This window comes from Pseudoalteromonas sp. R86517, from assembly GCF_042466295.1.
Taxonomy (GTDB): Bacteria; Pseudomonadota; Gammaproteobacteria; order Enterobacterales; family Alteromonadaceae; genus Pseudoalteromonas; species Pseudoalteromonas atlantica.
The window spans coordinates 2,974,136-3,000,782 of the sequence record NZ_JAXHCB010000001.1 but is presented as its reverse complement, the minus strand read 5'-3'; the positions used below and the strand labels follow the sequence as shown (position 1 = coordinate 3,000,782).

Below are 26,647 nucleotides of genomic sequence, written 5' to 3'. Positions count from 1 at the left end.
ATTCCTAACAGACATTTTTATACTTACAGTTTTGAAATATCAAGCGCTTGCCAATGTGGGAAGTGCTTGCGTACTAAGCTATTAAACTCAATTTCAAAGTCGCTGAAATCGCTGTTTTGTTTTTCGCTTTTTAGTACTTGCTCAATCATACCTGCGGCAACCGTTAAGTTAGATAAACGGTCGATAAGGATAAATGAGCCAGTTTCGTGGTTGTTGTGATACTCATCAGCTAATATTGTTTCGCTTAGTTCAAGCGTGACAATGGCAATTTCGTTTAGCTGAAGTGAATCGGCTGTGCCGTGCTCTAAAGTGTTTACATCAATAGTGTGGTCAATCTTTTTAACCACGGCTGATGTATTTTTGCTACCTAGTTTAATGTTGTAGCTTTTGCCTAGTACCAGCGGTTCTTCGTGCATCCACACAAGTTTAGCTTGTATAAGGTTAGTAACCGTTGCACTTGAGCTTTGCGGCACAATGACATCGCCGCGGCTAATATCAATTTCGCTATTTAGGGTAACGGTAATTGCTTGGCCGGCCTCTGCGTGATCTAGGTTGCCATTAAAGGTCACAATTTCTTTAATGCTTGATGTTTTACCCGACGGTAATACTTTTATTGCATCGCCAACTTGTAATTTACCTGATGCCAATGTGCCCTGAAAACCACGGAAGTTTAAGTTAGGGCGCACTACATATTGCACAGGCAAGCGAGCTTCAAAGCCGGTATCGGTTTCGGCCGCTGGTGAGTCTTCTAAAAGCTCAAGCAATGGCTTGTCGGTGTAATAAGGCGTATGAGCAGAGCGTGTTACTACGTTATCGCCTTTAAGCGCCGACATAGGCACAAACTTAATGTTTGATACGTTAAGTTGCTCAGCAAATTTAAGGTAGTCGGCTTTAATTTTTTCATAAACGGTTTCGTCAAAATCAACGATATCCATTTTATTAATCGCGACCACAAACTGTTTAATACCTAGCGAGTCACAAATAAAGCTATGACGCTTAGTTTGTACTTGCACACCGTAGCGGGCATCAACCAAAATAATGGCTACATCGCTTGTTGATGCGCCTGTTACCATGTTGCGTGTGTATTGCTCATGCCCTGGGGTGTCGGCAATAATAAATTTACGCTTAGCCGTTGAAAAATAACGGTACGCTACGTCAATAGTAATACCTTGCTCGCGCTCAGCTTGTAGGCCATCTACTAGTAGCGCTAAGTCTAGCTCTTCGCCTGCGTTACCTACTTTTTCGTTATCTTTATGAAGAGCAGCTAGCTGATCTTCATAAATTTGGTGGCTGTCGTGCAGTAGGCGGCCAATCAGTGTTGATTTACCGTCATCTACGCTGCCACAGGTAAGCATACGCAATAAGCTTTTATCTTGTTGGCGTGCTAGGTAGGCGTCTATGCCAATCTCTTTTACTTCGTTAATGGTGTCGTTAGTATTGGTAGACATTAGAAATACCCCTCACGTTTTTTCTTCTCCATTGAGCCTGCTGAGTCGTGATCTATTACACGGCCTTCACGTTCAGATGACGTAGATAGCAGCATTTCTTCAATAATTTCTGTTAGGTTACTGGCTGTAGATTCAACTGCCCCGGTAAGTGGGTAACAGCCTAAAGTACGAAAACGTACCGACTTCATTTGTGGTACTTCGCCCTCAGCAAGTGGCATGCGCTCATCGTCAACCATAATTAAGGTCCCGTCGCGCTCTACTACTGGGCGCTCTTTCGCTAAATAAAGCGGAACCATTTCAATGTTTTCTTGGTAAATGTATTGCCAAATATCAAGCTCAGTCCAGTTAGACAGTGGGAATACACGAATGCTCTCACCTGGGTTAACTTGGCTGTTGTAAGTATTCCAAAGCTCTGGGCGTTGGTTTTTAGGGTCCCAACGGTGGTGTTTATCGCGGAACGAGTAAACACGCTCTTTAGCGCGAGACTTTTCTTCATCGCGGCGTGCGCCACCAAATGCAGCATCAAAGCCGTATTTATCTAGCGCTTGCTTTAAGCCTTGGGTTTTCATTATGTCGGTATGTTTACCCGAGCCATGCTCAAACGGGCTAATGCCCATTGCCATGCCTTCTGGGTTTTTGTGTACCAGCAGGTCAAAACCGTATTCTTTTGCAAGGCGATCGCGAAACTCAATCATTTCACGAAACTTCCAGTTGGTGTCTACGTGTAATAACGGAAACGGAATTTTTGCAGGGTAAAATGCTTTACGCGCTAAGTGCAAAAGTACCGATGAATCTTTACCAATAGAGTAAAGCATTACTGGGTTCTCAAACTCAGCGGCGACTTCGCGCATGATTTTGATACTTTCAGCTTCAAGTTGCTGAAGGTGAGTTAAAGCCATTGTTAGTCGTCCTACTAAAATGATTAAAAGTGATTAAGTAAAATATAATTATGTATTTGATACGCCGGTTAGCGGCTGAGCAAAGCTACTGGTTTGCTCGTTTTGGCCAAACCATGCAAGCTGCGAGTGCAGGGCGGCTACTTCGCCAATAATAAGTAATGCTGGCGATACCACACTGTTGCGCTCTATTAAATCTGCAAGCTCACCTAATTGCCCCGTAACAACACGCTGGTTTTTACGCGTGCCGTTTTCGATTATGGCAACTGGCGTATTAGCGCTGCGGCCATGTTTTAAAAGCTGAGCCTGTATATGTGGCGATTTAATAACGCCCATATAAATAGCTAAAGTTTGATGCGCTTTAGCAAGCGATTGCCAATCGAGCTCCTGGCCATCTTTTTTACAATGCCCTGTTACAAACTGGATGGCTTGTGCGTGGTCGCGGTGAGTAAGCGGAATACCCGCATACGCGCTACAACCAGCGGCGGCAGTTATACCCGGTACTATTTGATAATTAACATTATTGGCAGCCAGTACTTGTACTTCTTCGCCACCACGGCCGTAAATAAATGGGTCGCCGCCTTTAATGCGGCATACTTTTTTGCCTTGCTTGGCAAAATCAACCAGCATTTGGTTGGTATCTTCTTGCGCTACACTGTGATCGCCCATACGCTTGCCTACGCAAACTAAATCGGCATCACGGCGTACTAATTCCATAATTTCATCAGACACTAAATAGTCGTATACAACGACATCGGCTTGCTGCATTAATTGCAATGCTTTAAGTGTTAAAAGCTCAGGGTCGCCTGGGCCTGCACCCACTACATACACTTCGCCTTCTGGCTCGGCTTTGGCATCAAGCATTTGCTCTAGTTGTGCTTGTGCTGCATCGGTATTACCTGTTTGCACTTTGCTTACTACTGATGAATCAAACACGCCTTCCCAAAATTGGCGACGATCGGCAAAGTGCTTAAAGCGCTGTTTTACTTTGTCTCTAAAACTGCCAACTAAAGTAGCCAGTGGGCCAATGTGTTGTGGGATTAACGTTTCAAGCTTTTCACGTAGTCGCCGAGCAAGTACTGGCGCGGTGCCTGCACTTGAAATAGCAATGGTTATTGGGTCACGGTCTACAATTGATGGGAATATAAACGTACATTTAGGCTGGTCATCAACCACATTTACAAATACATTGCGTGCGTTAGCTAGCTCAAATACATTGTTGTTTACTTCGTCTAAGTCTGTGGCTGCTATAACCAGCATTTTGCCATCAAGGTGCGACTCATCAAAATAGGCATCAATAAGCGTTACTTCATTGTTTTGTGCATGTTCTTTTAGTTCATCACAAAACCAAGGTGCCACTAAGGTTACATTTGCGCGGGCTTTTAAAAACGCGCGACATTTGCGTAATGCGACCTCTCCACCGCCAACAACCAGCACAGGTTTGTTGTCGAGTTTGGTAAAGATAGGTAAATACTGCACGTGGTTAACACCTCTAAGTAAAATCTAAAATAAAACGCTATTGAGCAGGGGGCAGAATATAGCGCGCACTAGTAAGTAAAAAATAATTAAAACCAAGTTTATATAACCAAAAGTTATAATGGGTGGTTGTTTTAGGTTTAAGCCTTAATCTATAGGGGATTAACGCGCATTACACGCAAAATAATGTGCTTATAGTGTTTGGTTATGAGCTATAGCGAGATTACGTTAATTTGTTACTATGACGCTAAACCTAATTTATCGCCTACTTAAAGGGATTACGTATGACTGAACAACTCAACGATGCACACTTAGCTGTGTCGCTTATGGATTTAACAAGCCTAAACACCTCAGACACGGCCAGTGATATTCAGCAGCTTGTAAATAGTATTAACCCTAAATTGGGCACGCCTGCTGCAGTATGCGTTTACAGTGATTTTGTAGATGATGCAAAAATAGCATTGGCTGCGCGTGAGCTTAACCATGTAAAAGTAGCAACGGTTACAAATTTTCCTAGTGGTGATGCGCCACTGAGCGATGTGATAAACGAAACACTGATAGCAATTGAGCGCGGCGCGGATGAAATAGATTTAGTGATCCCGTATAAAGCACTTATTGCTGGCGAGCACAGCAAAGTGCTGGAGTATGTAACTCAAAGCAAAAAAGCCTGTGGTACAAAAGCGCAATTAAAAGTAATTATAGAAAGTGGCGAACTTAAAACTGCAGAGCTAATCACTAAAGCTACAAACTTAGCTATTCAAGGCGGGGCTGATTTTGTAAAAACCAGCACAGGTAAAGTGGCTGTAAATGCAACGCTTGACGCAACAAACGTGATGCTCAGCACTATTAAAGAGTCGGGTAAGGTTGTTGGTTTTAAAGCCGCAGGCGGAGTTAAAACCGTTACTGATGCAAAGGAGTATTTAGCACTGACATGCTCAATTATGGGTGATGACTACTTACAGGCCACTACATTTAGGTTTGGCGCATCAAGCTTACTAAGTGATGTATATAAAGTATTAGAAAAATAACCAAGGACATATAATGAAACCAAGAAATTCAGGGATGCAAAACCTGGTCAATAACCTTGTTAAAGGTGCCATTTTGGCCGGTGTTGTAGGGTTTGGCTTAACTGCATGTACTAACCCAAGCACGCCTGCAGGTGAAGAAGGGTATGTGTACGAAAAACCAAGAATATTTGGCGAAGGGGGCTACCAAGGCACCATGAAAGGACCTGCTAACTATGGTGTTTCTTTACTTCGTAATGAAGTGGTAAATATTGATATGCGACCTAATACGTATACTGAAACATTCAGAATTCTTGCTAATGATGATTTAAATATAAAATTTGATTTTCATGCAGTAATAGGGATTCAAAGTGGCTCGGTAAAAACAGTTGTAGAAGAGTATGGCGCTGAGAACTGGTATAAACGCTTTGTGCGTGAAACGTTTAGAACCTATGTGCGTGACATTGTGCAAAAGTACGACAGTGGTGAGCTGAAAACAAACCGCGAACAAATAGCGCAAGAAGTTAGTTTGCGTTTACAAACTTATTTATCATCAACGCCCTTTAAATTAGCAAATGTAGTAGTGGGAGATATTAATTACCCAGCCATTGTCGCAAATGCTGTAGAGAAAAAGCTTGCCGCGCAGCAGTTACTAGCAGAGAAAGAAACACAAAAAGAAATAGCACGCAAAGATGCTGAAATAAGAGTGGAAGAAGCAAAAGGTATTGCCCAAGCCCAAAAAATAATTAACGCAACGCTTACTGCAAATTATTTACAACATGAAGCTATAAACGCGCAGGCAAAAATGGCTGAGTCGCCAAACCATACAACGGTTTATATTCCAGTTGGTAATAATGGCGTGCCGCTAGTAAAAGGGGCTAATTAAGCCTTTTTATTATTAAGGACTTAATAGTTTATCGAGATTTTGCAATGTGGGTATCTTTTAGGCTTGTGTTAATGATTTGCGTAAGTATAATAGGCATCCACTTTGCAGGGGCGTAGTTCCAATTGGTAGAACAGCGGTCTCCAAAACCGACGGTTGGGAGTTCGAATCTCTCCGCCCCTGCCATTTTTACTCATAAGTTGAGTAAGTCTGGGGTTAAAAATCGGTTTAAATAAGTCTGTTTTTAAGTTTAGATTTTAATGGATTAACCCTGCCGTTGTGTAGGGTTGTTGTGTCTGTAGTTAAGGTAATAATATTATGAGCACGAATGTAGAAACACCATCAAGTGCGATGGAGTCGGTAAAGTGGTTAGTAGCAATCGCGCTACTTGCAGGCGCAGTTGTTGGTAATCACATGTTTGCAGATCAGTCTGTATTACTACGTGCAATTGGCGTTGTGGTTGCTATAGCAGCAGGTTTAGGTATTGCCTCGCAAACCGCTAAAGGCCGTGACTTTTTAGCATTTGCTAAAGAAGCACGCATCGAAGTACGTAAAGTTGTTTGGCCAACGCGTCAAGAAACTACCCACACGACATTAATCGTAATGGTTGCAACAGTGATTATGGCGCTTATCCTTTGGGGATTAGATGGTATTTTATTCCGCGCTGTAGGCTTTTTAACTGGATTGGAGATCTGATCCCATGTCGGATGAGAACAAAGAAATTAAATTACGCTGGTACGTTGTACAAGCATTCTCTGGTTACGAAAAGCGTGTAGCGCAAACGTTATCAGAGCACATTAAAATTGAAGGTCTTGAAGAGAGCTTTGGTGAGATATTAGTACCAACAGAAGAAGTTGTTGAGATGCGCGCTGGTCAAAAGCGTAAATCTGAGCGTAAATTCTTCCCAGGTTACGTACTAGTACAAATGGATATGAACGATGCAAGCTGGCACTTAGTGAACAGCACTGAACGTGTAATGGGCTTTATTGGTGGTACTTCTGACCGCCCAGCGCCTATTAGTTCTAAAGAAGCAGAACGCATTCTTAACCGTCTTCAAGAAAACGCTGAAGCACCTAAACCAGCTACATTATTTGAGCCAGGTGAAGTTGTTCGTGTTACTGATGGTCCATTTGCTGACTTTAGCGGTGTTGTTGAAGAAGTTGACTACGAAAAGAGCCGCGTGAAAGTGTCGGTACTTATTTTTGGTCGTTCTACACCGGTTGAACTTGAATTTGGTCAAGTTGAACAAGATAAGTAATTGATTAAAAAAGCTTCGCCATTATTTACTAAAATTTTGGCACGAAGCTTGAAAAAGGCCGCTGATTAACTTATAATCAGCGGCCTTTTTGTATTAAGGCAAAAATTTATTTTTGCTCGCAAAAAGTACGAAACCAATTTTTAAACTGGGAAGCCGTTAGAGTACGCGTCCTCGCGCGCACAAGGCTAAGACCCACCAAATGAGGTATTTATAATGGCTAAAAAAGTTGAAGCTTTAATCAAGCTACAAGTTGCCGCTGGTATGGCTAATCCTAGTCCTCCAGTAGGTCCTGCACTAGGTCAACACGGTGTAAACATCATGGAATTCTGTAAAGCGTTTAACGCGCGTACAGAGTCTATCGAAAAAGGCGCTCCAGTTCCTGTAGTGATCTCTGTTTACGGTGACCGTTCATTTACGTTCGATATGAAAACGCCACCTGCTGCTTACTTACTTAAGAAAGCTGCTGGTATCAAATCAGGCTCAGGCCGTCCTAACACTGAAAAAGTAGGCACAGTAACTCGTGCTCAACTTGAAGAGATCGTTGAGACAAAACGAGCTGACCTTACAGCGGCTGATATGGACGCTGCGGTTCGCACTATCGCAGGTTCTGCGCGTGCGATGGGCTTGAACGTAGAGGACTAAGAAATGGCTAAATTAACTAAACGTATGCGTACTATCCGCGAAAAAGTGGAAGTAACTAAAGATTACGAAATCAATGAAGCAGTTGCTCTTTTAAAAGAGTTAGCGACAGCTAAATTCGTAGAAAGTGTTGACGTTGCTGTTAACCTTGGTATTGACGCTCGTAAATCTGACCAGAACGTTCGTGGTGCAACTGTACTACCTAACGGTACTGGCCGTGATGTTCGTGTTGCTGTATTCACTCAAGGCGCTAATGCAGAAGCTGCAAAAGAAGCCGGTGCTGAATTAGTAGGCATGGAAGATCTTGCTGAACTAGTTAAGAAAGGCGAGATGGATTTTGACGTTGTTGTTGCATCACCAGACGCTATGCGTGTTGTTGGTCAACTAGGTCAAATCTTAGGTCCACGTGGTCTTATGCCTAACCCTAAAACTGGTACTGTAACACCTAACGTTGCAGAAGCAGTTAAAAATGCGAAAGCAGGTCAAGTACGTTACCGTAATGACAAAAATGGTATCATCCATACTACTATCGGTAAGGTTGATTTCACTGCTGAGCAACTTCAACAAAACCTTGAAGCTCTAATCGTTGCGCTTAAGAAGGCTAAACCTTCTCAAGCTAAAGGTGTTTACGTTAAGAAAGTAACCATCTCTACAACAATGGGCGCAGGTGTTGCTGTTGACCAAAACACTTTAAGCACTTCTGTAGCTTAATAGGTGTTTACATGGCGTGAAATTTGTACTATAATTTTGCGCCATTTTGTTGAATAATTTATTATTTAACAAGTAAAGAATTCGGGTTGAAGTCCATAATTTCGCTAAGCTCTTGAGTGATGCGATAAATTGGGCTTCCGTCCAAGACCGTAGGCGGCTTCGGCCTTAATATTACCTACGTAGACGGTGTGAATCCCCAGATAGATTTTTCCTAATCTCTTCTGGCTCTCGCCGTAAAAAGCATCTCTATCAAGTTTGTTGATAGGGAAGAGTAAAACAGGGAAGCCGAGTGTCGGTGACCCATTAAACCAGGAGTAACACCCATGGCTTTAAATCTTCAAGGCAAAAAAGCAATTGTTGCTGAAGTCAACGAAGCAGCCAATGGTGCTCTTTCTGCAGTTGTTGCAGATTCTCGTGGTGTAGCAGTAGGCGCAATTACAGCCCTTCGTAAAGAAGCTCGTGAAGCTGGTGTATGGATGAAAGTTGTTCGTAACACTCTAGCAAAACGTGCTGTTGAAGGTACTGAATTTGAATGTCTATCTGATTCGTTAGTTGGTCCAAGCTTAATCGCTTTCTCATCAGAGCACCCTGGTGCTGCTGCGCGTATCTTCGCAGATTTCGCGAAAAAGAATGAGAAATTCGAAGTTAAAACGGCCGCTTTTGAAGGAAATGTTGTAGATGCAGCAATGCTTGCTACATTACCTACATACGATGAAGCTGTTGCACGCTTAATGAGCGCTATGAAAGAAGCGTCTGCTGGCAAATTGTGTAAAACAATTGAAGCAGTACGTGTACAGAAAGAAGAGCAAGCTGCTTAATTTTAAGCTGTTTAACCTCTCTTTCGGTGTAAATTTATTTGGACCTAGAGTCCGTTAATTATTAGGAAATTTGTAATGTCTGTAACTAAAGACCAAATCCTTGACGCAATTGCTGAAATGTCAGTAATGGACGTTGTTGCTCTTGTTGAAGCAATGGAAGAAAAATTCGGCGTAACTGCTGCAGCTGCTATGGTAGCAGGTCCTGCTGCTGAAGCTGCTGAAGAGAAAACTGAATTTGACGTAATCCTTACTGGCGCTGGCGCTAACAAGGTTGCGGCAATCAAAGCTGTACGTAGCGCAACAGGCCTAGGCCTTAAAGAAGCGAAAGCTCTTGTTGAAGCTGCTCCTGCACCTATCAAAGAAGGTGTATCTAAAGAAGAAGCTGAAGCACTTCAAAAAGACCTTACTGAAGCTGGTGCTGAAGTTGAGGTTAAGTAATCTAGCTCACGCTAGGTTCGCTGCCTGAGTAATCAGGCAAGGGCTGGTGATTATTTAATCACCGGCCTTTTTGCGCTATAGAGTTATGTATTCCTATAGCTCAAATAAAATCTGATTTTCTCTTTACTTTCAACGCTTTATAGTTTGCTAGTGTTGCTAAGGCGGAGTTAATTAGAACAACAATTAAATGTTGTAAATCTTGGCATAGATGCCAGTTAAGTCTGTTCTTACAAGAACAGGTCGGGTCAAAGATCAGCAAGCTGAGGAACCCCATGGCTTACTCTTATTCTGAAAAGAAACGTATCCGTAAGGATTTTGGTAAACGTCCACAAGTTTTGGATATACCTTTCTTACTGTCGACACAGTTAGAATCGTTTAAAAAATTCTTAGTCCCAGACGCTGATGGCGATCATGGTTTGGAAGCAGCCTTCCGTTCTGTGTTCCCTATTAAAAGCTACTCGGGAAATTCTGAGCTTCAATACGTAAGTTATCGTATTGGTGAGCCAGTATTCGATGTAAAAGAATGTCAAATTCGCGGTGTGACTTATTCTGCTCCACTTCGCGTGAAACTGCGTCTTGTAGTTATGGACAAAGAAGCTCCAGGCACAGTTAAAGACATTAAAGAGCAAGAAGTTTACATGGGCGAAATTCCGCTCATGACTGATACCGGTACTTTTGTAATCAATGGTACAGAGCGTGTTATCGTTTCTCAGCTACACCGTAGCCCTGGTGTATTCTTTGATAACGACCGCGGTAAAACCCATTCATCGGGTAAAGTATTATATAACGCACGCGTTATACCTTACCGTGGTTCATGGTTAGACTTCGAATTTGATGCAAAAGATAACTTATATGTACGTATAGACCGTCGTCGTAAATTACCGGCGTCTATTATTTTACGTGCACTTGAGTACTCTAGCGAAGAAATCTTAGATATGTTCTTCGATACTACCGCGTTTGAAGTAACTGACGGTAAAGTTCTTATGGAACTTGTGCCTTCACGTTTACGTGGTGAAACTGCCGCTTTTGATATCAAAGGCGAAGACGGTGAAGTACTTGTTGAAAGCGGTCGTCGTATTACGGCTCGCCACATCAAGAGCATCGAGAAAAAAGGCATTAATCAATTAGAAGTACCACATGAGTACATCATTGGCCGTATTGTAGCTAAAAACTATGTTGATGAGTCAACAGGTGAAGTTATTGCAAACGCTAATGACGAGCTATCACTAGAGCTGATGGCTGAATTGGTTAAAGCAGGTCACACTAAAATTGAGACGTTATACATCAATGAGGTGGACAGCGGCGCTTACATGTCAAATACATTAAATATTGACTCGTCTAGCAACCGTTTAGAAGCATTAGTAGAAATTTACCGCATGATGCGCCCAGGCGAGCCACCGACGAAAGACGCGGCTGAAGCCTTATTCGAGAACTTATTCTTCTCTGAAGAACGTTATGACTTATCTACTGTAGGTCGTATGAAGTTCAATAGCCGTGTTGGTTACGATACAGACACAGGCCCTGGCACATTAAGCAAAGAAGACATCGTGTCTGTTATGAAAGTATTAATTGCTATTCGTAACGGTCAAGGCGATGTTGATGATATTGACCACTTAGGCAACCGTCGTATACGTAGTGTTGGCGAAATGGCTGAGAACCAATTCCGTGTTGGTCTAGTACGTGTAGAACGTGCTGTACGTGAGCGTTTAAGCTTAGGTGACCTTGACGCGATAATGCCACAAGATCTTATTAACGCTAAGCCTATTTCGGCAGCGGTTAAAGAGTTCTTCGGCTCGTCTCAGTTATCACAGTTTATGGACCAAAATAACCCGCTATCAGAAGTAACGCATAAGCGTCGTATTTCTGCATTAGGTCCGGGCGGTCTAACGCGTGAGCGCGCTGGCTTTGAAGTACGTGACGTTCACGTAACTCACTATGGTCGCGTATGTCCAATCGAGACTCCTGAGGGTCCAAACATCGGTCTAATTAACTCGTTATCTACGTACGCACGTACAAATGATTACGGTTTCTTAGAAACACCTTACCGTAAAGTGGTAGATGGTGTAGTAACTGATGAAGTTGATTATTTATCAGCCATTGAAGAAGGTCAGTTTGTTATCGCACAGGCGAACTCAAACTTAACTGAAACCAATGAGTTTGTTGATGAACTTATTCCGTGTCGTCACAAAGGTGAATCTACCTTTATGGGTCGCATGGACCAGCAATATATGGATGTATCACCACAACAGGTGATCTCTGTAGCGGCAGCACTTATCCCGTTCCTAGAACACGATGATGCTAACCGTGCATTGATGGGTTCAAACATGCAACGTCAAGCAGTACCAACATTGAAAGCGGATAAGCCGTTAGTAGGTACAGGTATTGAGTTAACACTAGCGAAAGATTCTGGTGTAACGATTGTTGCTAAACGTGGTGGTGAAGTAATGTACGCCGATGCTAGCCGCATCGTTGTAAACGTACATGACGATGAGCGTATTCCTGGTGAAGCGGGCATCGACATTTACAACCTTACTAAATACACACGTTCTAACCAAAATACATGTATTAACCAAAAACCAACGTGCATGGTTGGCGAACCGGTTACTCGTGGTGACGTGTTAGCAGATGGTCCTTCGACTGACTTAGGTGACTTAGCCCTTGGTCAAAACCTTCGCGTGGCATTCATGCCATGGAACGGTTATAACTTCGAGGATTCAATCTTACTATCAGAGCGCGTAGTTGAAGAAGATCGTCTAACGACTATCCACATTCAAGAACTACAGTGTGTTGCCCGTGATACTAAATTAGGTCCTGAAGAAATCACTGCAGATATCCCGAATGTGGGTGAGTCTGCGCTAGGCAAGCTTGATGAATCAGGCGTTGTTTATATTGGTGCTGAAGTTAAAGGCGGCGATATCCTAGTAGGTAAAGTGACTCCGAAAGGCGAGACGCAATTAACACCTGAAGAGAAGCTACTGCGTGCTATCTTCGGCGAAAAAGCGTCTGACGTTAAAGACAGCTCTTTACGTGTACCAAACTCTGTAACTGGTACTGTAATTGACGTACAAGTTTTCACCCGTGATGGTGTTGAAAAAGATAAGCGTGCGTTAGAAGTTGAAGACATGCAGCTTCGCGAAGCGAAGAAAGACTTCAACGAAGAGTTCCGTATTCTAGAAGCCGGTGTATTAGACCGTGCTCGCAAGCTACTTGCTGCAGCAGGCTTCGATGAAGACAACTTAGCGTCACTAAATGCTGAAAAGCTACTTACTCAAAGCCTTGCACAAGAAGACAAGCAAGCTGAACTTGAGCAACTAGCTGCACAGTACGATGAGCTTAAAGCTGAATACGATAAGAAGTTTGAAAACAAACGTCGTAAAATTACTCAAGGTGATGACTTAGCACCAGGCGTACTTAAGATTGTTAAAGTATACCTAGCTGTTAAACGTCGTATCCAACCGGGTGATAAAATGGCGGGTCGTCACGGTAACAAAGGTGTTATCTCGACTATCGTACCAGTAGAAGATATGCCATACGATGATAAAGGTCGTACGGTAGATATCGTACTAAATCCACTAGGTGTACCATCACGAATGAACATCGGTCAGATCCTTGAAACACATATGGGTCTAGCTGCACGTGGTATTGGTGAGCGCTTAGAGGAAATGATGAAGGAACAACGTGAGCTACATGAGCTACGTGAATTCATCAAACAAGCTTATGAAATCGGTGAATCTCGTCAAGAAGTAGATATTGCAAGCTTCTCTGATGATGAAATTCGTCGTTTAGCTGATAACTTAAAAGGTGGTTTACCAATCGCTACTCCTGCATTTGATGGCGCTAAAGAAGACGAAATCAAAGACATGCTAGAGCTTGGTGGATACCCAAGAAGTGGTCAGGTTACACTCTATGATGGCCGTACTGGCGATCAGTTTGAACGTCAAGTAACTGTTGGTTACATGTACATGCTTAAACTTAACCACTTGGTTGACGATAAGATGCACGCACGTTCTACTGGTTCTTACAGCCTTGTTACTCAGCAGCCGCTGGGTGGTAAAGCACAGTTCGGTGGCCAGCGTTTTGGTGAGATGGAAGTATGGGCACTTGAAGCTTACGGTGCTGCTTACACTCTACAAGAAATGCTAACAGTGAAATCGGATGACGTGAACGGTCGTACTAAGATGTATAAAAACATCGTTGATGGTAACCATAAAATGGAACCAGGTATGCCAGAATCGTTCAACGTATTGTTGAAAGAAATCCGCTCACTGGGTATCAACATCGAGTTGGAAGAAAATTAAGCCAATTAGATGCTGCAGTTAACACTGCAGCATCTGTTACGGCTGAATAGAATGTAGGGGCGAGATTATCCGCCCTCAAGATTAACTCCGACAGGAGAGCTAAGGTGAAAGACTTACTTAAGTTTCTGAAGCAACAAAATAAGACCGAAGAATTCGATGCAATTCGCATTGGTCTTGCTTCACCAGACATGGTTCGTTCATGGTCATACGGTGAAGTAAAGAAACCTGAGACTATTAACTACCGTACTTTCAAGCCTGAGCGTGATGGCTTATTCTGTGCCCGTATTTTCGGCCCAGTGAAAGATTATGAGTGTTTATGTGGTAAATATAAACGCCTTAAACACCGTGGTGTGATCTGTGAGAAGTGTGGCGTTGAAGTTACACTTACAAAAGTGCGTCGTGATCGTATGGGTCATATCGACCTTGCGAGCCCAGTAGCACATATATGGTTTTTAAAATCATTACCGTCTCGTATTGGCTTAATGCTTGATATGACACTTCGTGATATTGAACGTGTTCTTTACTTCGAATCATTCGTAGTAACTGAGCCTGGTATGACAACGCTTGAGCGTGGTCAACTATTAGGTGAAGAAGAATACCTAGATGCACTTGAAGAGCACGGTGATGAATTTGAAGCTAAGATGGGTGCAGAAGCAGTATTAGACTTGCTTCGTGAACTTGATCTTGGCCAATTAATTGCTGAAATGCGTGAAGAGTTACCAACAATTAACTCTGAAACGAAGCGTAAAAAGATCACTAAGCGTCTTAAGTTAATGGAATCGTTCCACCAATCAGGTAATAACCCTGAGTGGATGATCATGACAGTACTTCCAGTATTGCCACCTGACTTACGTCCATTAGTACCACTAGACGGTGGTCGTTTTGCGACATCTGATCTAAACGACCTTTACCGTCGTGTTATTAACCGTAATAACCGTCTTAAGCGTCTATTAGATTTAGCTGCACCAGATATTATCGTACGCAACGAAAAACGTATGTTACAAGAAGCGGTAGATGCGCTACTTGATAACGGTCGTCGTGGTCGTGCAATTACAGGTTCTAACAAGCGTCCGCTTAAATCTCTTGCTGATATGATCAAGGGTAAGCAAGGTCGTTTCCGTCAGAACTTACTTGGTAAGCGTGTAGATTACTCTGGCCGTTCTGTAATCACGGTTGGTCCTACACTTAAGCTTCACCAATGTGGTCTTCCTAAGAAGATGGCACTTGAGCTATTCAAACCATTTATCTATGGCAAATTAGAGCGTCGCGGCATGGCTACGACAATCAAAGCTGCTAAGAAAATGGTAGAGCGCGAAGTAGCGGAAGTATGGGATGTACTAGACGAAGTAATTCGTGAACATCCAGTATTACTTAACCGTGCACCTACCCTTCACCGTTTAGGTATCCAAGCGTTCGAACCTGTACTAATTGAAGGTAAAGCAATCCATTTACACCCATTAGTATGTGCGGCTTACAACGCCGACTTCGATGGTGACCAAATGGCGGTACACGTACCGTTAACGCTTGAAGCTCAGTTAGAAGCTCGTGCACTAATGATGTCTACTAACAACATTCTATCTCCAGCGAATGGTGAGCCAATCATCGTTCCTTCACAGGATGTTGTATTAGGTCTTTACTACATGACGCGCGATCGCATTAATGCGAAAGGCGAAGGCATTGTATTTAAAGATCCTAAAGAAGCAGAAAAAGCATACCGTAGTGGTAACGCAGAACTTCACGCGCGCGTTAAAGTGCGTATTAGTCAGTCAATCACTAACGAAGCAGGTGTTGTTGAAGACACTGTAACGCTTATCGACACTACTGTTGGTCGTGCAATTCTGTCTCTAATTTTACCTAAAGGTATGCCGTTTGAGTCAATCAACCAAGCATTAGGTAAAAAGCAGATTTCTGGCTTATTAAACGAGTGTTACCGTCGTCTAGGTCTTAAAGACACTGTTGTGTTTGCTGACCAAGTTATGTACACCGGTTTCCACTACGCAATGAAGTCAGGTGTTTCAATTGGTATCGATGACTTAGTTATCCCACCAGTTAAAGCATCAATCATTGAATCAGCTGAAGCTGAAGTAACTGAAATCAACCAACAATTCCAATCAGGTCTTGTAACGGCTGGTGAAAAGTACAATAAAGTTATCGATATCTGGTCACGTGTAAATGAAAACTTATCACGTGAAATGATGGCCAACTTGTCAAAAGACACGGTTATCAATGCCAAAGGTGAAGAAGAAGAGCAACCGTCATTTAACTCAGTGTTTATGATGGCCGACTCAGGTGCTCGTGGTAGTGCCGCTCAGATCCGTCAGCTAGCAGGTATGCGTGGTCTAATGGCACGTCCAGATGGTTCAATCATCGAGACGCCAATCACGGCTAACTTCCGTGAAGGTCTAAACGTACTACAGTACTTCATCTCAACGCACGGTGCGCGTAAAGGTCTTGCCGATACAGCACTTAAAACAGCTAACTCAGGTTACCTAACGCGTCGTCTAGTAGACGTTGCACAAGATTTGGTAATTAATGAAGACGACTGTGGCACAGAAGATGGCTTAACAATGAAACCGCTTATTGAAGGTGGTGACGTTGTAGAAGCACTTCGCGAACGTGTACTAGGTCGTGTTGTAGCTGAGCCTGTGGTTATCCCTAATACAGATACTGTATTAGTAGAACGTAATATCATGCTTGATGAAAAACTGTGTGACCTTTTAGAAGAGCACTCAGTAGATGAAGTTCGCGTACGTTCTGTTATCACGTGTGATAACGACTTTGGTGTATGTGCTAAGTGTTATGGTCGTGACCTTGCACGTGGTCATATCATCAACGCGGGTGAATCAGTAGGTGTTATCGCGGCACAATCAATCGGTGAGCCGGGTACACAGCTTACGATGCGTACATTCCACATCGGTGGTGCGGCATCAAGAGCATCAGCTGAAAACAATGTACAAGTTAAAACTGACGGTACGTTAAAACTACATAACGCTAAGTATGTACTTAATACCGACGGTAAGATTGTAATTACTTCACGTTCAACTGAAATCACTATCATTGATAGCTTCGGTCGTGAAAAAGAGCGTTATAAAGTACCTTACGGTGCGGTACTAACAGTACAAGACAATGCAGAAGTTCAAGGTAACGACATCGTTGCTACTTGGGACCCGCATAGTCACCCAATCGTTCTTGAGCATAAGTCAAAAATCTCGTTCAGCGATGTTGATGACTCAAATACGGAAGCACAAACTGATGAACTAACCGGCTTAACCCGTGTAGTTGTTAAAGACCTTGCTAAAGTAAATGCGAAAGAGCCTAAGCTTATCATCGAAAGTGAAGAGCGCGGCTTGCAAGAAACACGTCTACCTTCATTCACTACGATTGAAGTGACAGATGGCGTTACAGCAAACCCAGGTGACGTACTTGCACGTATTCCGCAAGAAGGTTCGAAAACTCGTGATATCACGGGTGGTCTACCACGCGTAGCCGACTTATTTGAAGCACGTAAGCCAAAAGATCCAGCTATCTTAGCTGAAATCACCGGTACTATTAGCTTCGGTAAAGAGACTAAAGGTAAGAAACGTTTAGTTATTACACCAGCTGAAGGCGATCATTACGAAGAGATGATTCCTAAGTGGCGTCAACTTAACGTGTTTGAAGGTGAGCAAGTGTCTAAAGGTGAAGTTATCGCCGATGGCCCTGAATCACCACATGACATCTTACGCCTACGTGGTGTGACTCATGTTGCTAACTACATTGTTAACGAAGTGCAAGAGGTTTACCGTTTGCAGGGCGTTAAGATCAATGATAAGCACATTGAAACAATTATTCGTCAGATGCTACGTAAATGTACCATCCTTGACGGCGGTGATACTGAGTTCTTAGCGGGTGAGCAAATTGAAGTAGCTCGCGTTAATATCGCTAATCGTGACCTTGAAAAACAAGGTAAAATCCCAGCGAAGTTTGAAATACAACTTATGGGTATCACGAAAGCATCACTAGCAACCGAATCTTTCATCTCGGCAGCGTCTTTCCAAGAAACAACACGTGTTCTTACAGATGCCGCAGTGAATGGTAAGAGCGATGAGCTTCGTGGTCTGAAAGAAAACGTAATTGTGGGTCGTCTGATCCCAGCCGGTACTGGCTTTGCGTATCACCAAGACCGTATGGCTCGCCGCAAGCAGGGTGAAGTTGTTGAAGAGCAAACAGTAAGTGCAGAAGAGGCAACTCAAGCACTAACAGATGCTCTGAACGCAGATTTATCTGGAAATCAATAAACTCTTATTAATCAACAGATTAATAAATCGTAAGACAGTTATCTACTGTCTTACGATGAGTTTAGGTTGACAGGTTAAACTTTGCTCATTAAAATTCCGCCACCCATTTACTTGCATGTATGTTACAAGCTTGTAAAAAGGGCGGATTTTTTTATTTTTTTCAGTAGTAATTTTAATTTCAGGAGCTATTTAAATGGCAACTATTAACCAGCTAGTGCGTAAGCCACGTCGTAGCAAGGTTACTAAAAGTAACTCAGCTGCGCTTAAAGCGTGTCCGCAAAAGCGTGGTGTATGTACTCGCGTATATACAACTACACCTAAGAAACCAAACTCAGCGTTACGTAAAGTAGCTCGTGTACGTTTAACTAACGGTTTCGAAGTAACATCATACATCGGTGGTGAAGGTCATAACCTTCAAGAGCACAGTGTAATCCTAATCCGTGGTGGTCGTGTTAAAGATTTACCAGGTGTGCGTTTTCACACTGTACGTGGTGCACTTGACTGTGCAGGCGTTAGCGACCGTCGTCAAGCTCGTTCTAAATACGGTGCAAAACGCCCTAAAGGCTAATTGTTTTCCGTTAGTAAGGCCAAGCACTAAATATTATTAATTATTGTTTTGGGTGATTGTTCCAAAAGGACAAACCTGAATAAACCGGAGATACAAAATGCCTAGAAGACGCGTAATAGGTCAACGTAAAATTCTTCCAGATCCTAAGTTCGGATCGGAACTTCTTGCTAAATTCGTTAACATCGTAATGTTAGACGGCAAGAAATCTACTGCTGAAAAAATTGTTTATGGTGCGCTAGACGTGGCTGCTGAGAAATCAGGCAAGTCGCACCTAGAAATCTTTGAATCTGCACTTGATAACATCCGTCCACAGGTAGAGGTTAAATCTCGCCGTGTTGGTGGTTCAACTTATCAAGTTCCAGTTGAAGTACGTCCAGTACGTCGCAATGCATTAGGTATGCGTTGGTTAGTAGACGCTGCACGTAAGCGTGGCGAAAAATCTATGGGCTTACGTTTAGCTCAAGAAATCGTTGACGCTGCTGACAACAAAGGCACTGCGGTTAAGAAACGTGAAGACGTTCACCGTATGGCTGAAGCGAATAAAGCATTCGCACATTACCGTTGGTAATCTGTCCTTAACCTTTAAGAGGATCATATGGCACGTACAACTCCACTTGAGCGCTACCGTAATATCGGCATAGTAGCTCACGTAGATGCAGGCAAAACCACCACAACAGAACGTGTTCTGTTCTACACAGGTCTTTCTCATAAGATCGGTGAAGTACATGATGGCGCCGCAACTATGGATTGGATGGAGCAGGAACAAGAGCGTGGTATCACAATCACTTCTGCTGCAACAACGTGTTTCTGGAAAGGGATGGACGCGCAATTTGACGACCATCGTATCAATATTATTGATACTCCAGGACACGTAGATTTCACTATCGAAGTAGAGCGTTCTTTACGTGTACTTGATGGTGCGGTAGTTGTTCTTTGTGCTTCATCAGGTGTACAGCCGCAAACTGAGACAGTTTGGCGCCAAGCGAACAAATACGAAGTTCCAAGAATGATCTTCGTAAATAAAATGGATCGCACCGGCGCTGACTTCTTAACGGTTGTTGACCAGGTGAAATCTCGTCTTGGAGCAACGCCTGTTCCAATCCAGTTGCCAATTGGCGCTGAAGACGACTTTAAAGGTGTTATTGACCTTATAAAAATGAAAGCCATTAACTGGAACGAAGCGGACCAGGGTATGACTTTCTCTTATGAGGCAATACCGGCGGAACTTCAAGAGCTTGCTCAAGAATGGCACTCTCATTTAGTTGAAAGTGCAGCTGAAGCCTCTGAAGAACTAATGGATAAGTACTTAGAAGGTGAAGAGTTAAGTGAAGCAGAGATTAAATCTGCCTTACGTCAACGCACATTAGCGAACGAAATTGTTCCCATTACGTGTGGTAGTGCATTCAAAAACAAAGGCGTTCAAGCTGTGCTTGATGGCGTTGTTGAATACATGCCTGCACCAACACAAGTGAAACAAATCCAAGGTATCCTAGAAAATGGAACTGAGGAAGAACGTCCAGCTGATGATAAAGCGCCGTTTGCTGCACTTGCATTTAAAATTGCAACAGACCCGTTTGTTGGCACTTTAACCTTTTTCCGTGTTTACTCTGGTACTGTTAAACAGGGTGACGCGGTTTATAACCCAGTTAAAAGTAAGCGTGAGCGATTTGGTCGTATCGTACAGATGCATTCAAACTCACGTGAAGAGATCAAAGAAGTTTACGCAGGCGATATTGCGGCAGCTATTGGTCTTAAAGACGTAACAACAGGTGAGACACTGTGTGATCCGAACTCTATCATTACGCTAGAGCGTATGGAGTTCCCAGAGCCAGTTATCTCTGTTGCGGTTGAGCCTCGCACAATCGCTGACCAAGATAAGATGGGTATTGCACTAGGTAAACTAGCCGCAGAAGATCCGTCTTTTCGTGTACAAACTGACGAAGAATCAGGCCAGACTATAATCTCTGGTATGGGTGAACTTCACCTTGATATCATTGTCGACCGTATGAAACGTGAATTCAGTGTTGAATGTAACGTTGGTAAGCCGCAGGTTGCATACCGAGAAGCTATTCGTTCAACTGTTGAAGTTGAAGGGAAGTTTGTACGTCAATCAGGTGGTCGTGGTCAATATGGTCACGTCTGGGTTAAACTTGAACCGATGGATATTTCGGATGATGAAGCACCAATTTATGAGTTCGTTAACGAAACTGTAGGTGGTTCGGTTCCAAAAGAATTTATCCCTGCGGTAGACAAAGGTATCCAAGAGCAAATGTCTCAAGGTGTACTGGCAGGCTACCCATTACTTGGCGTTAAAGCGACTTTATATGATGGTTCATTCCATGATGTAGACTCGAATGAAATGGCATTTAAAATTGCAGGTTCAATGGCAATGAAAGCTGGGGCGCTTAAAGCTGACCCTGTACTTTTAGAGCCAATGATGAAGGTTGAAGTAATCACTCCTGACTCAAACATGGGTGATGTAGTTGGCGACTTAAACCGTCGTCGCGGCATAATCGAAGGCATGGAAGATGCAATAGGTGGACTTAAGCAAGTTAATGCTCAGGTTCCTCTTTCTGAAATGTTTGGTTATGCAACTGCTTTACGATCTGCAACACAGGGCCGTGCTTCTTACTCTATGGAGTTTTTGAAGTACGCTGAAGCCTCTAAAAATGTTGCAGATACAATAATTTCAGCTCGCGCTGTTATATGATTTTAGCTTGTCTGGCTCAATAGTGAGTCAGGCTTTAATTTCTTAATTAGGAATTTTTTAAGATGGCAAAAGAAAAGTTTGAACGCGTAAAACCGCACGTAAACGTTGGTACAATCGGCCACGTTGACCACGGTAAAACTACACTAACTGCAGCAATCACTAACGTACTTGCAAAAGTATACGGCGGTGTTGCTAAAGATTTCGCATCAATCGATAACGCTCCAGAAGAGCGCGAGCGTGGTATCACAATCTCAACTTCTCACGTTGAGTACGATACACCAACTCGTCACTACGCACACGTAGATTGTCCTGGACACGCCGATTATGTTAAAAACATGATCACTGGTGCTGCTCAAATGGACGGCGCTATCTTAGTAGTAGCTGCGACTGACGGCCCTATGCCACAAACGCGTGAGCACATCCTACTTTCTCGTCAGGTTGGCGTACCTTACATCGTTGTATTCATGAACAAATGTGACATGGTTGACGACGAAGAGCTACTTGAGCTAGTAGAAATGGAAGTTCGTGAACTTCTTTCTGAGTACGACTTCCCAGGTGATGACTTACCACTAATTCAAGGTTCTGCTCTTAAAGCACTTGAAGGCGAAAAGCAGTGGGAAGACAAGATCGTTGAGCTTGCAGAAGCACTAGATTCTTACATTCCAGAGCCAGAGCGTGACATCGATAAGCCATTCATCATGCCTATCGAAGACGTTTTCTCAATCCAAGGCCGTGGTACAGTAGTAACTGGTCGTGTTGAAGCTGGTATCATCAACGTGAACGACGAAGTTGAAATCGTTGGTATTAAAGAGACTACTAAGTCTACTTGTACTGGTGTTGAAATGTTCCGTAAGCTTCTTGACGAAGGTCGTGCTGGTGAGAACATTGGTGCACTTCTACGTGGTACTAAGCGTGAAGACGTTGAACGTGGTCAAGTACTAGCTAAGCCTGGTTCAATCAACCCACACACTACATTCACTTCAGAAGTATACGTACTTTCTAAAGATGAAGGTGGTCGTCATACTCCTTTCTTCAAAGGTTACCGTCCACAGTTCTACTTCCGTACAACTGACGTAACAGGTGACGTACAGTTACCAGAAGGCGTAGAAATGGTAATGCCTGGTGATAACGTTAAGATGACAGTAACTCTAATCGCGCCAATCGCGATGGACGAAGGTCTTCGTTTCGCTATCCGTGAAGGTGGTCGTACTGTAGGTGCTGGTGTTGTAGCAACTATCGTAGAGTAATAGTTAACGTTTAAGTTAATTAATACTATAAAAACCCGAGCTTAGCCTCGGGTTTTTTAATGCCTGAAGAAAAGTGATTAGCTATCAGCTTTTAGCTGCTTGGCGTTAATGTAAATAATGTTGGTTGGGTTGGCTTTACAAAGCCCGAGTAGAAGTGGTCACTGGTGTGTAAGGGGGTTTATTGAGTGAATAACTATCGACACTTACAGGGTATTAGCCTAAGCTAAAAATGGCTTAAATTTACAACAGGAAATGGGCGATGAATAATAAAAATAACTATCCGCAAGGTATATTTTGCTGGGCTGAACTGTGTACTCATAATTGGCAAGACGGGAAAGCTTTTTATACCTCGTTGTTTGAGTGGGGAAATGACGATCAGCCCATTGGCGATGATGAGTATTACACTATGCTACAAAAGCAAGGTGACGATATTGCTGCTATGTATCAAATGCCTAAAGAGCAAGTGGGCTCTACGCCTAGCTACTGGCTTACCTATATTGCCGTAGATGATGTTGATGCATGTGCAATTAAGGCGCATGAACTCGGTGCGCAAATTATAGCAGGCCCTCACAATGTTATGGATGCAGGGCGTATGTTAATGCTTAAAGACCCCGCGGGTGCCACGGTGGCATTGTGGCAAGGTAAAGAGCATATAGGATGTAAGCGTCCTTGTGAGCTCAACACGCCTTATTGGCATGAAATGGCAACGCGCGATAGTGAAACAAGCCGACATTTTTACTGTGAACTACTGGGGTGGAAAAGTGAAACAAAGCCTATGGAAGGTATGGATTACACCTTGTTTTTAGTTGCAGGTAAGCCGGTAGCAGGCATGCTACAAATGACTGATGAGTGGCCACAAGACGTACCTCCCCATTGGATGATTTACTTCGCCGTGGATAACTGCGATAGCTATGTAAAAAAAGCGGCGACTCTTGGAGGGCAAGTGTGTGTACCTGCTACAGATATTCCTGATGTAGGGCGTTTTAGTGTTATTTGCGACCCTCAAGGGGCTGTATTTTCTATTATTGAATCGGCAATGGATGATATTAAAGCTTAGTTATTAACAGCGCTTAAGGCTAAATTTTAGACTTTAGTGTGGTTATTTAGGCGCAGTAATTATGTGCTTTTTTGCTATAATGGCGGGTAATTACACCCTCAGTCAGCAAGAGAGCACAATGGAATTTGAACAAGATAGTAAATTAACCTTACCGTTATTTATTTTAAATGAGTCGCTTAGTGAGCGAGATGTAGAAAAGCCCGATTTAGACATTTCATTTGCTCTTGATGATGAGCTACTGACGCAGATATGCCAAAACCCAGCACCTGATAGCAGTATCGCTATTAGTTTAAAAGAGTATGAGCTTGCGCCGCATAGCAGCGAATTTAATGCGTTGTTAAACCAAGAGCACGATGCACAAATAACGCTGATCCACGGCCCACTGTTAAGTGTGGTGTTAAATACCCACGACAACCAAACTTTTGTCTCTCCACAAATGGATATGATGCCAACCTTCGACCTGGGTGATGAGGATGAAGAATGAAAAAAATTCTGATCAGCACATTCGTGCTTATTATCCTCAGCGGGTGTGCTTATTTAGGCAATGCTCACTACAACGACTTATTTGGTGATGAACAAACGCAGCAGCGTATAGTGCCGCATGATACAGGTGCTGGTGCCGAGTTTTTGCAAGAAGTAAAACCTGTGCTAGATACACGCTGTGTAGTATGCCATGGCTGTTATGATGCGCCATGTCAGCTAAAGCTTTCTTCCCCTGAAGGGATAGATAGAGGGCTAAGCAAAGAGCTTGTTTATGATGGTACACGGCTATTAGCAACTACACCAAGCCGGTTATTATTTGATGCAACCAGCACTGAGCAATGGCGTAAAAAGGGCTTTACTCCGGTACTTAACGAACGTGACCAAAACCCAGAAGCAAACCTTGCCGGTGGGGTGTTATTTAATTCATTAGTGCTTAAGCAAAGTGCACCCTTACCAGAGAATGAAATTCTTGATGATGAATTTGACTTTTCACTTAGCCGCTCTCAAACATGCGCCACTATGGGAGAATTCGATCGTTTAGCTGCAGAGCAGCCTCATGGCGGTATGCCTTACGGTTTACCGGGCGTGTCTAGCCAGGAATTTTATCATTTACAAAAGTGGCTTAAAGACGGTGGAAAAATGGCGCATATTAAACCGCCCACCAAAGCCGAGCTAACAAACGTTAAAAACTGGGAAGCGTTTTTAAATCAAGACAGCTTAAAATACCAATTAGCCGCACGTTATATTTACGAGCATTGGTTTTTAGCCCATATTTATTTTGGTTCTGATAAACCACAGAGCTTTTTTAAACTGGTTCGTTCAAGTACGCCGCCAGGCGAAGAAATTAAGTTAATTAATACGCGCCGACCATACGATGACCCTAAAGTAAGCCGTGTGTATTACCGTTTACTACAGGACCGCTCAACTGTTTTATCAAAAACACATTTACCGCTAAAGCTTGATGATGCAAAGCTTGCACGTATTTATGAGCAATTTATAGCTCCCGATTATACGGTTACTAAAATGCCAAGTTATAAGAGCGAGGCGGCATCTAATCCTTTTAAAACGTTTGAAGTAATTCCTATTAATTCTAAGTATCAATTTATGCTTGATGAAGCTGAGCTAATTATTATGGGCTTTATTAAGGGCCCTGTATGCCGCGGCCAAATTGCACTTAATGTGATTAACGATCATTTTTGGGTTGCCTTTGCAGACCCTGAAAAAGTCGCGACTCCAGCAGTGGAAGATATGTTGCTTCAGCACGAAGAAGCCCTTGAATTACCTGCAGCAGAAGAAAGCAATGCATTGCCTATCTCTAGCTGGGTTAAATACTCAGTGCGTGAGAAAAAGTACTTACAAGCCAAAGTTGAACTGGCTAACGAGATGTTTAAAAACGGAGAGCATTTAACAACCGACCTATTGTGGAAAGGTGAAGGGCATAACAAAAATGCAGCGCTTACAATATTTCGCCATTTTGATAGTGCCACGGTAGTGAAAGGCTTTATTGGTCAAGAGCCTAAAACTATGTGGGTATTAGATTATGCGCTATTTGAGCGTATTCATTACTTACTTGTTGCAGGCTTTGATGTATACGGAAATATCGGTCACCAATTAGTGACCCGCCTATACATGGACTTTTTACGTTTAGAGGGTGAGCAAAACTTTTTGGCTTTATTGCCTGAAGCGAAGCGCCATCAAATTAAAAAAAGCTGGTATAGAAAGTCTCCGCCAAGCTTATCTAAGTTTTTTAAAAACAACCGAGAGTTTAGCCAACCTAGCGGTATTGAATATAAAACGGATGATCCACAACACGAGCTGTATGGGCTAATTAAGCAAACTTTAGCGCCAGTACTGAGTGAGCACTACGACTACACAAAAGTATCCTCGCCATTAAATGCACTGAACAATATGCCAGCTAAGGCTATAAATTTATTACCGCAGTTATCGTATATTTTGGTTAAGCAAGACGATGCTTCACATAAAGCTTATACGCTTATTCATCACAACGCGCATTACAATATTTCCAGCTTATTAAATGAAGATGGGCAGCGCGCTTATGATGAAGATACCGCCACCCTAGTGCCAGGCTTTATTGGTGATTACCCTGCGGCTATTTGGTATTTAAATGATCAAAATGAAGTGGGTGAATTTGCACAGCTATTACCTATGATGCAAATTGAAGCAGATTATGCTGCAATAAAAGTAAAATTTGGTATTCGTCGCTCACATCCAGAGTTTTGGAAATACAGCGACATAATGCACCAAGTAGCTAAAGAGTATCGCGGCGTTGAATTTGGTATGTTTGACTACAACCGATTAGAAAATCGCTAACTGGTAATTACAAAAGTGTCGCAAGTATTGCCCTTTTTGCCTCACACTTAATACATTTAGCCCAGTCATGTTACTGGGCTTTTTATTTATATAATTACTAAAGCT

General features: G+C 42.9%; 20 protein-coding genes and 1 tRNA gene. 18 read left to right on the top strand and 3 right to left on the bottom strand.

What is annotated here, in order from left to right; translation table 11 throughout:
* Window positions 1–23: 23 nt before the first annotated feature.
* From cysN to cysG, 3 genes are read right to left on the bottom strand one after another with little or no spacing between them, the layout of a single operon-like run.
* Window positions 24–1,448 (bottom strand): sulfate adenylyltransferase subunit CysN, encoded by a 1,425-nt coding sequence (gene cysN / locus SJY38_RS13570; protein WP_024032042.1) that lies wholly within the window; start codon window positions 1,446–1,448, stop codon window positions 24–26.
* Entirely contained in the window at window positions 1,448–2,347 is a 900-nt protein-coding gene (gene cysD, locus SJY38_RS13565; protein WP_004588199.1) for a sulfate adenylyltransferase subunit CysD, read from the bottom strand. The genes cysN and cysD overlap by 1 nt, the downstream gene beginning before the upstream one ends.
* Before the next feature lie 48 nt (window positions 2,348–2,395).
* Complete coding sequence (gene cysG / locus SJY38_RS13560; RefSeq protein ID WP_024032043.1) at window positions 2,396–3,823, bottom strand: siroheme synthase CysG; 1,428 nt, start codon at window positions 3,821–3,823, stop codon at window positions 2,396–2,398.
* A 281-nt stretch (window positions 3,824–4,104) separates the two neighbouring features.
* Here cysG and deoC point away from each other — a divergent pair, with 281 nt between their 5' ends.
* The 18 genes from deoC (at window position 4,105) to SJY38_RS13470 (ending at window position 26,542) form a co-directional block, all read left to right on the top strand.
* Window positions 4,105–4,848, top strand: coding sequence for a deoxyribose-phosphate aldolase (gene deoC, locus SJY38_RS13555; protein ID WP_377109972.1), 744 nt, complete (start codon window positions 4,105–4,107; stop codon window positions 4,846–4,848).
* 13 nt (window positions 4,849–4,861) lie between these two features.
* Window positions 4,862–5,710, top strand: a complete 849-nt coding sequence (locus tag SJY38_RS13550; RefSeq protein ID WP_029774147.1) for an SPFH domain-containing protein — start codon at window positions 4,862–4,864, stop codon at window positions 5,708–5,710.
* Window positions 5,711–5,816: 106 nt separating this feature from the next.
* Window positions 5,817–5,893: transfer RNA gene (locus SJY38_RS13545), tRNA-Trp, on the top strand.
* A gap of 132 nt (window positions 5,894–6,025) precedes the next feature.
* The gene (gene secE / locus SJY38_RS13540; protein ID WP_004588203.1) at window positions 6,026–6,403 is read left to right on the top strand and encodes a preprotein translocase subunit SecE; all 378 of its coding nucleotides are present in this window, start codon (window positions 6,026–6,028) and stop codon (window positions 6,401–6,403) included.
* A gap of 4 nt (window positions 6,404–6,407) precedes the next feature.
* The gene (nusG, locus tag SJY38_RS13535; protein WP_024032045.1) at window positions 6,408–6,965 is read left to right on the top strand and encodes a transcription termination/antitermination protein NusG; all 558 of its coding nucleotides are present in this window, start codon (window positions 6,408–6,410) and stop codon (window positions 6,963–6,965) included.
* Window positions 6,966–7,178: 213 nt separating this feature from the next.
* Complete coding sequence (gene rplK / locus SJY38_RS13530) at window positions 7,179–7,607, top strand: 50S ribosomal protein L11 (protein WP_004588205.1); 429 nt, start codon at window positions 7,179–7,181, stop codon at window positions 7,605–7,607.
* 3 nt (window positions 7,608–7,610) lie between these two features.
* Window positions 7,611–8,315, top strand: a complete 705-nt coding sequence (gene rplA / locus SJY38_RS13525; protein ID WP_004588206.1) for a 50S ribosomal protein L1 — start codon at window positions 7,611–7,613, stop codon at window positions 8,313–8,315.
* Window positions 8,316–8,638: 323 nt separating this feature from the next.
* Entirely contained in the window at window positions 8,639–9,133 is a 495-nt protein-coding gene (gene rplJ, locus SJY38_RS13520; RefSeq protein ID WP_024032046.1) for a 50S ribosomal protein L10, read from the top strand.
* A 75-nt stretch (window positions 9,134–9,208) separates the two neighbouring features.
* Window positions 9,209–9,571 carry a 50S ribosomal protein L7/L12 gene (rplL, locus tag SJY38_RS13515; RefSeq protein ID WP_004588208.1) on the top strand — a complete coding sequence of 121 codons (363 nt, stop codon included), beginning with the start codon at window positions 9,209–9,211 and terminating at the stop codon, window positions 9,569–9,571.
* A 272-nt stretch (window positions 9,572–9,843) separates the two neighbouring features.
* On the top strand, window positions 9,844–13,869 hold the full coding sequence (gene rpoB / locus SJY38_RS13510) for a DNA-directed RNA polymerase subunit beta (protein WP_004588209.1): 4,026 nt from the start codon (window positions 9,844–9,846) through the stop codon (window positions 13,867–13,869).
* A 104-nt stretch (window positions 13,870–13,973) separates the two neighbouring features.
* Window positions 13,974–18,146 carry a DNA-directed RNA polymerase subunit beta' gene (gene rpoC / locus SJY38_RS13505; RefSeq protein ID WP_054983402.1) on the top strand — a complete coding sequence of 1,391 codons (4,173 nt, stop codon included), beginning with the start codon at window positions 13,974–13,976 and terminating at the stop codon, window positions 18,144–18,146.
* Window positions 18,147–18,339: 193 nt separating this feature from the next.
* Window positions 18,340–18,714 carry a 30S ribosomal protein S12 gene (gene rpsL, locus SJY38_RS13500; protein ID WP_002958885.1) on the top strand — a complete coding sequence of 125 codons (375 nt, stop codon included), beginning with the start codon at window positions 18,340–18,342 and terminating at the stop codon, window positions 18,712–18,714.
* A 97-nt stretch (window positions 18,715–18,811) separates the two neighbouring features.
* Complete coding sequence (rpsG, locus tag SJY38_RS13495) at window positions 18,812–19,282, top strand: 30S ribosomal protein S7 (RefSeq protein WP_004588211.1); 471 nt, start codon at window positions 18,812–18,814, stop codon at window positions 19,280–19,282.
* Between the two features lie 27 nt (window positions 19,283–19,309).
* Window positions 19,310–21,424: an elongation factor G gene (fusA, locus tag SJY38_RS13490; protein WP_024032049.1), complete on the top strand. Its 2,115-nt coding sequence runs from the start codon at window positions 19,310–19,312 to the stop codon at window positions 21,422–21,424.
* Between the two features lie 62 nt (window positions 21,425–21,486).
* Window positions 21,487–22,671 (top strand): elongation factor Tu, encoded by a 1,185-nt coding sequence (tuf, locus tag SJY38_RS13485; protein WP_004589660.1) that lies wholly within the window; start codon window positions 21,487–21,489, stop codon window positions 22,669–22,671.
* A 259-nt stretch (window positions 22,672–22,930) separates the two neighbouring features.
* Window positions 22,931–23,728 (top strand): VOC family protein, encoded by a 798-nt coding sequence (locus SJY38_RS13480; protein WP_377109971.1) that lies wholly within the window; start codon window positions 22,931–22,933, stop codon window positions 23,726–23,728.
* Between the two features lie 118 nt (window positions 23,729–23,846).
* Window positions 23,847–24,212 (top strand): hypothetical protein, encoded by a 366-nt coding sequence (locus SJY38_RS13475; RefSeq protein ID WP_377110219.1) that lies wholly within the window; start codon window positions 23,847–23,849, stop codon window positions 24,210–24,212.
* Complete coding sequence (locus SJY38_RS13470) at window positions 24,209–26,542, top strand: fatty acid cis/trans isomerase (RefSeq protein WP_377109970.1); 2,334 nt, start codon at window positions 24,209–24,211, stop codon at window positions 26,540–26,542. Before SJY38_RS13475 ends, SJY38_RS13470 begins: the two co-directional genes overlap by 4 nt.
* Window positions 26,543–26,647: the final 105 nt, after the last annotated feature.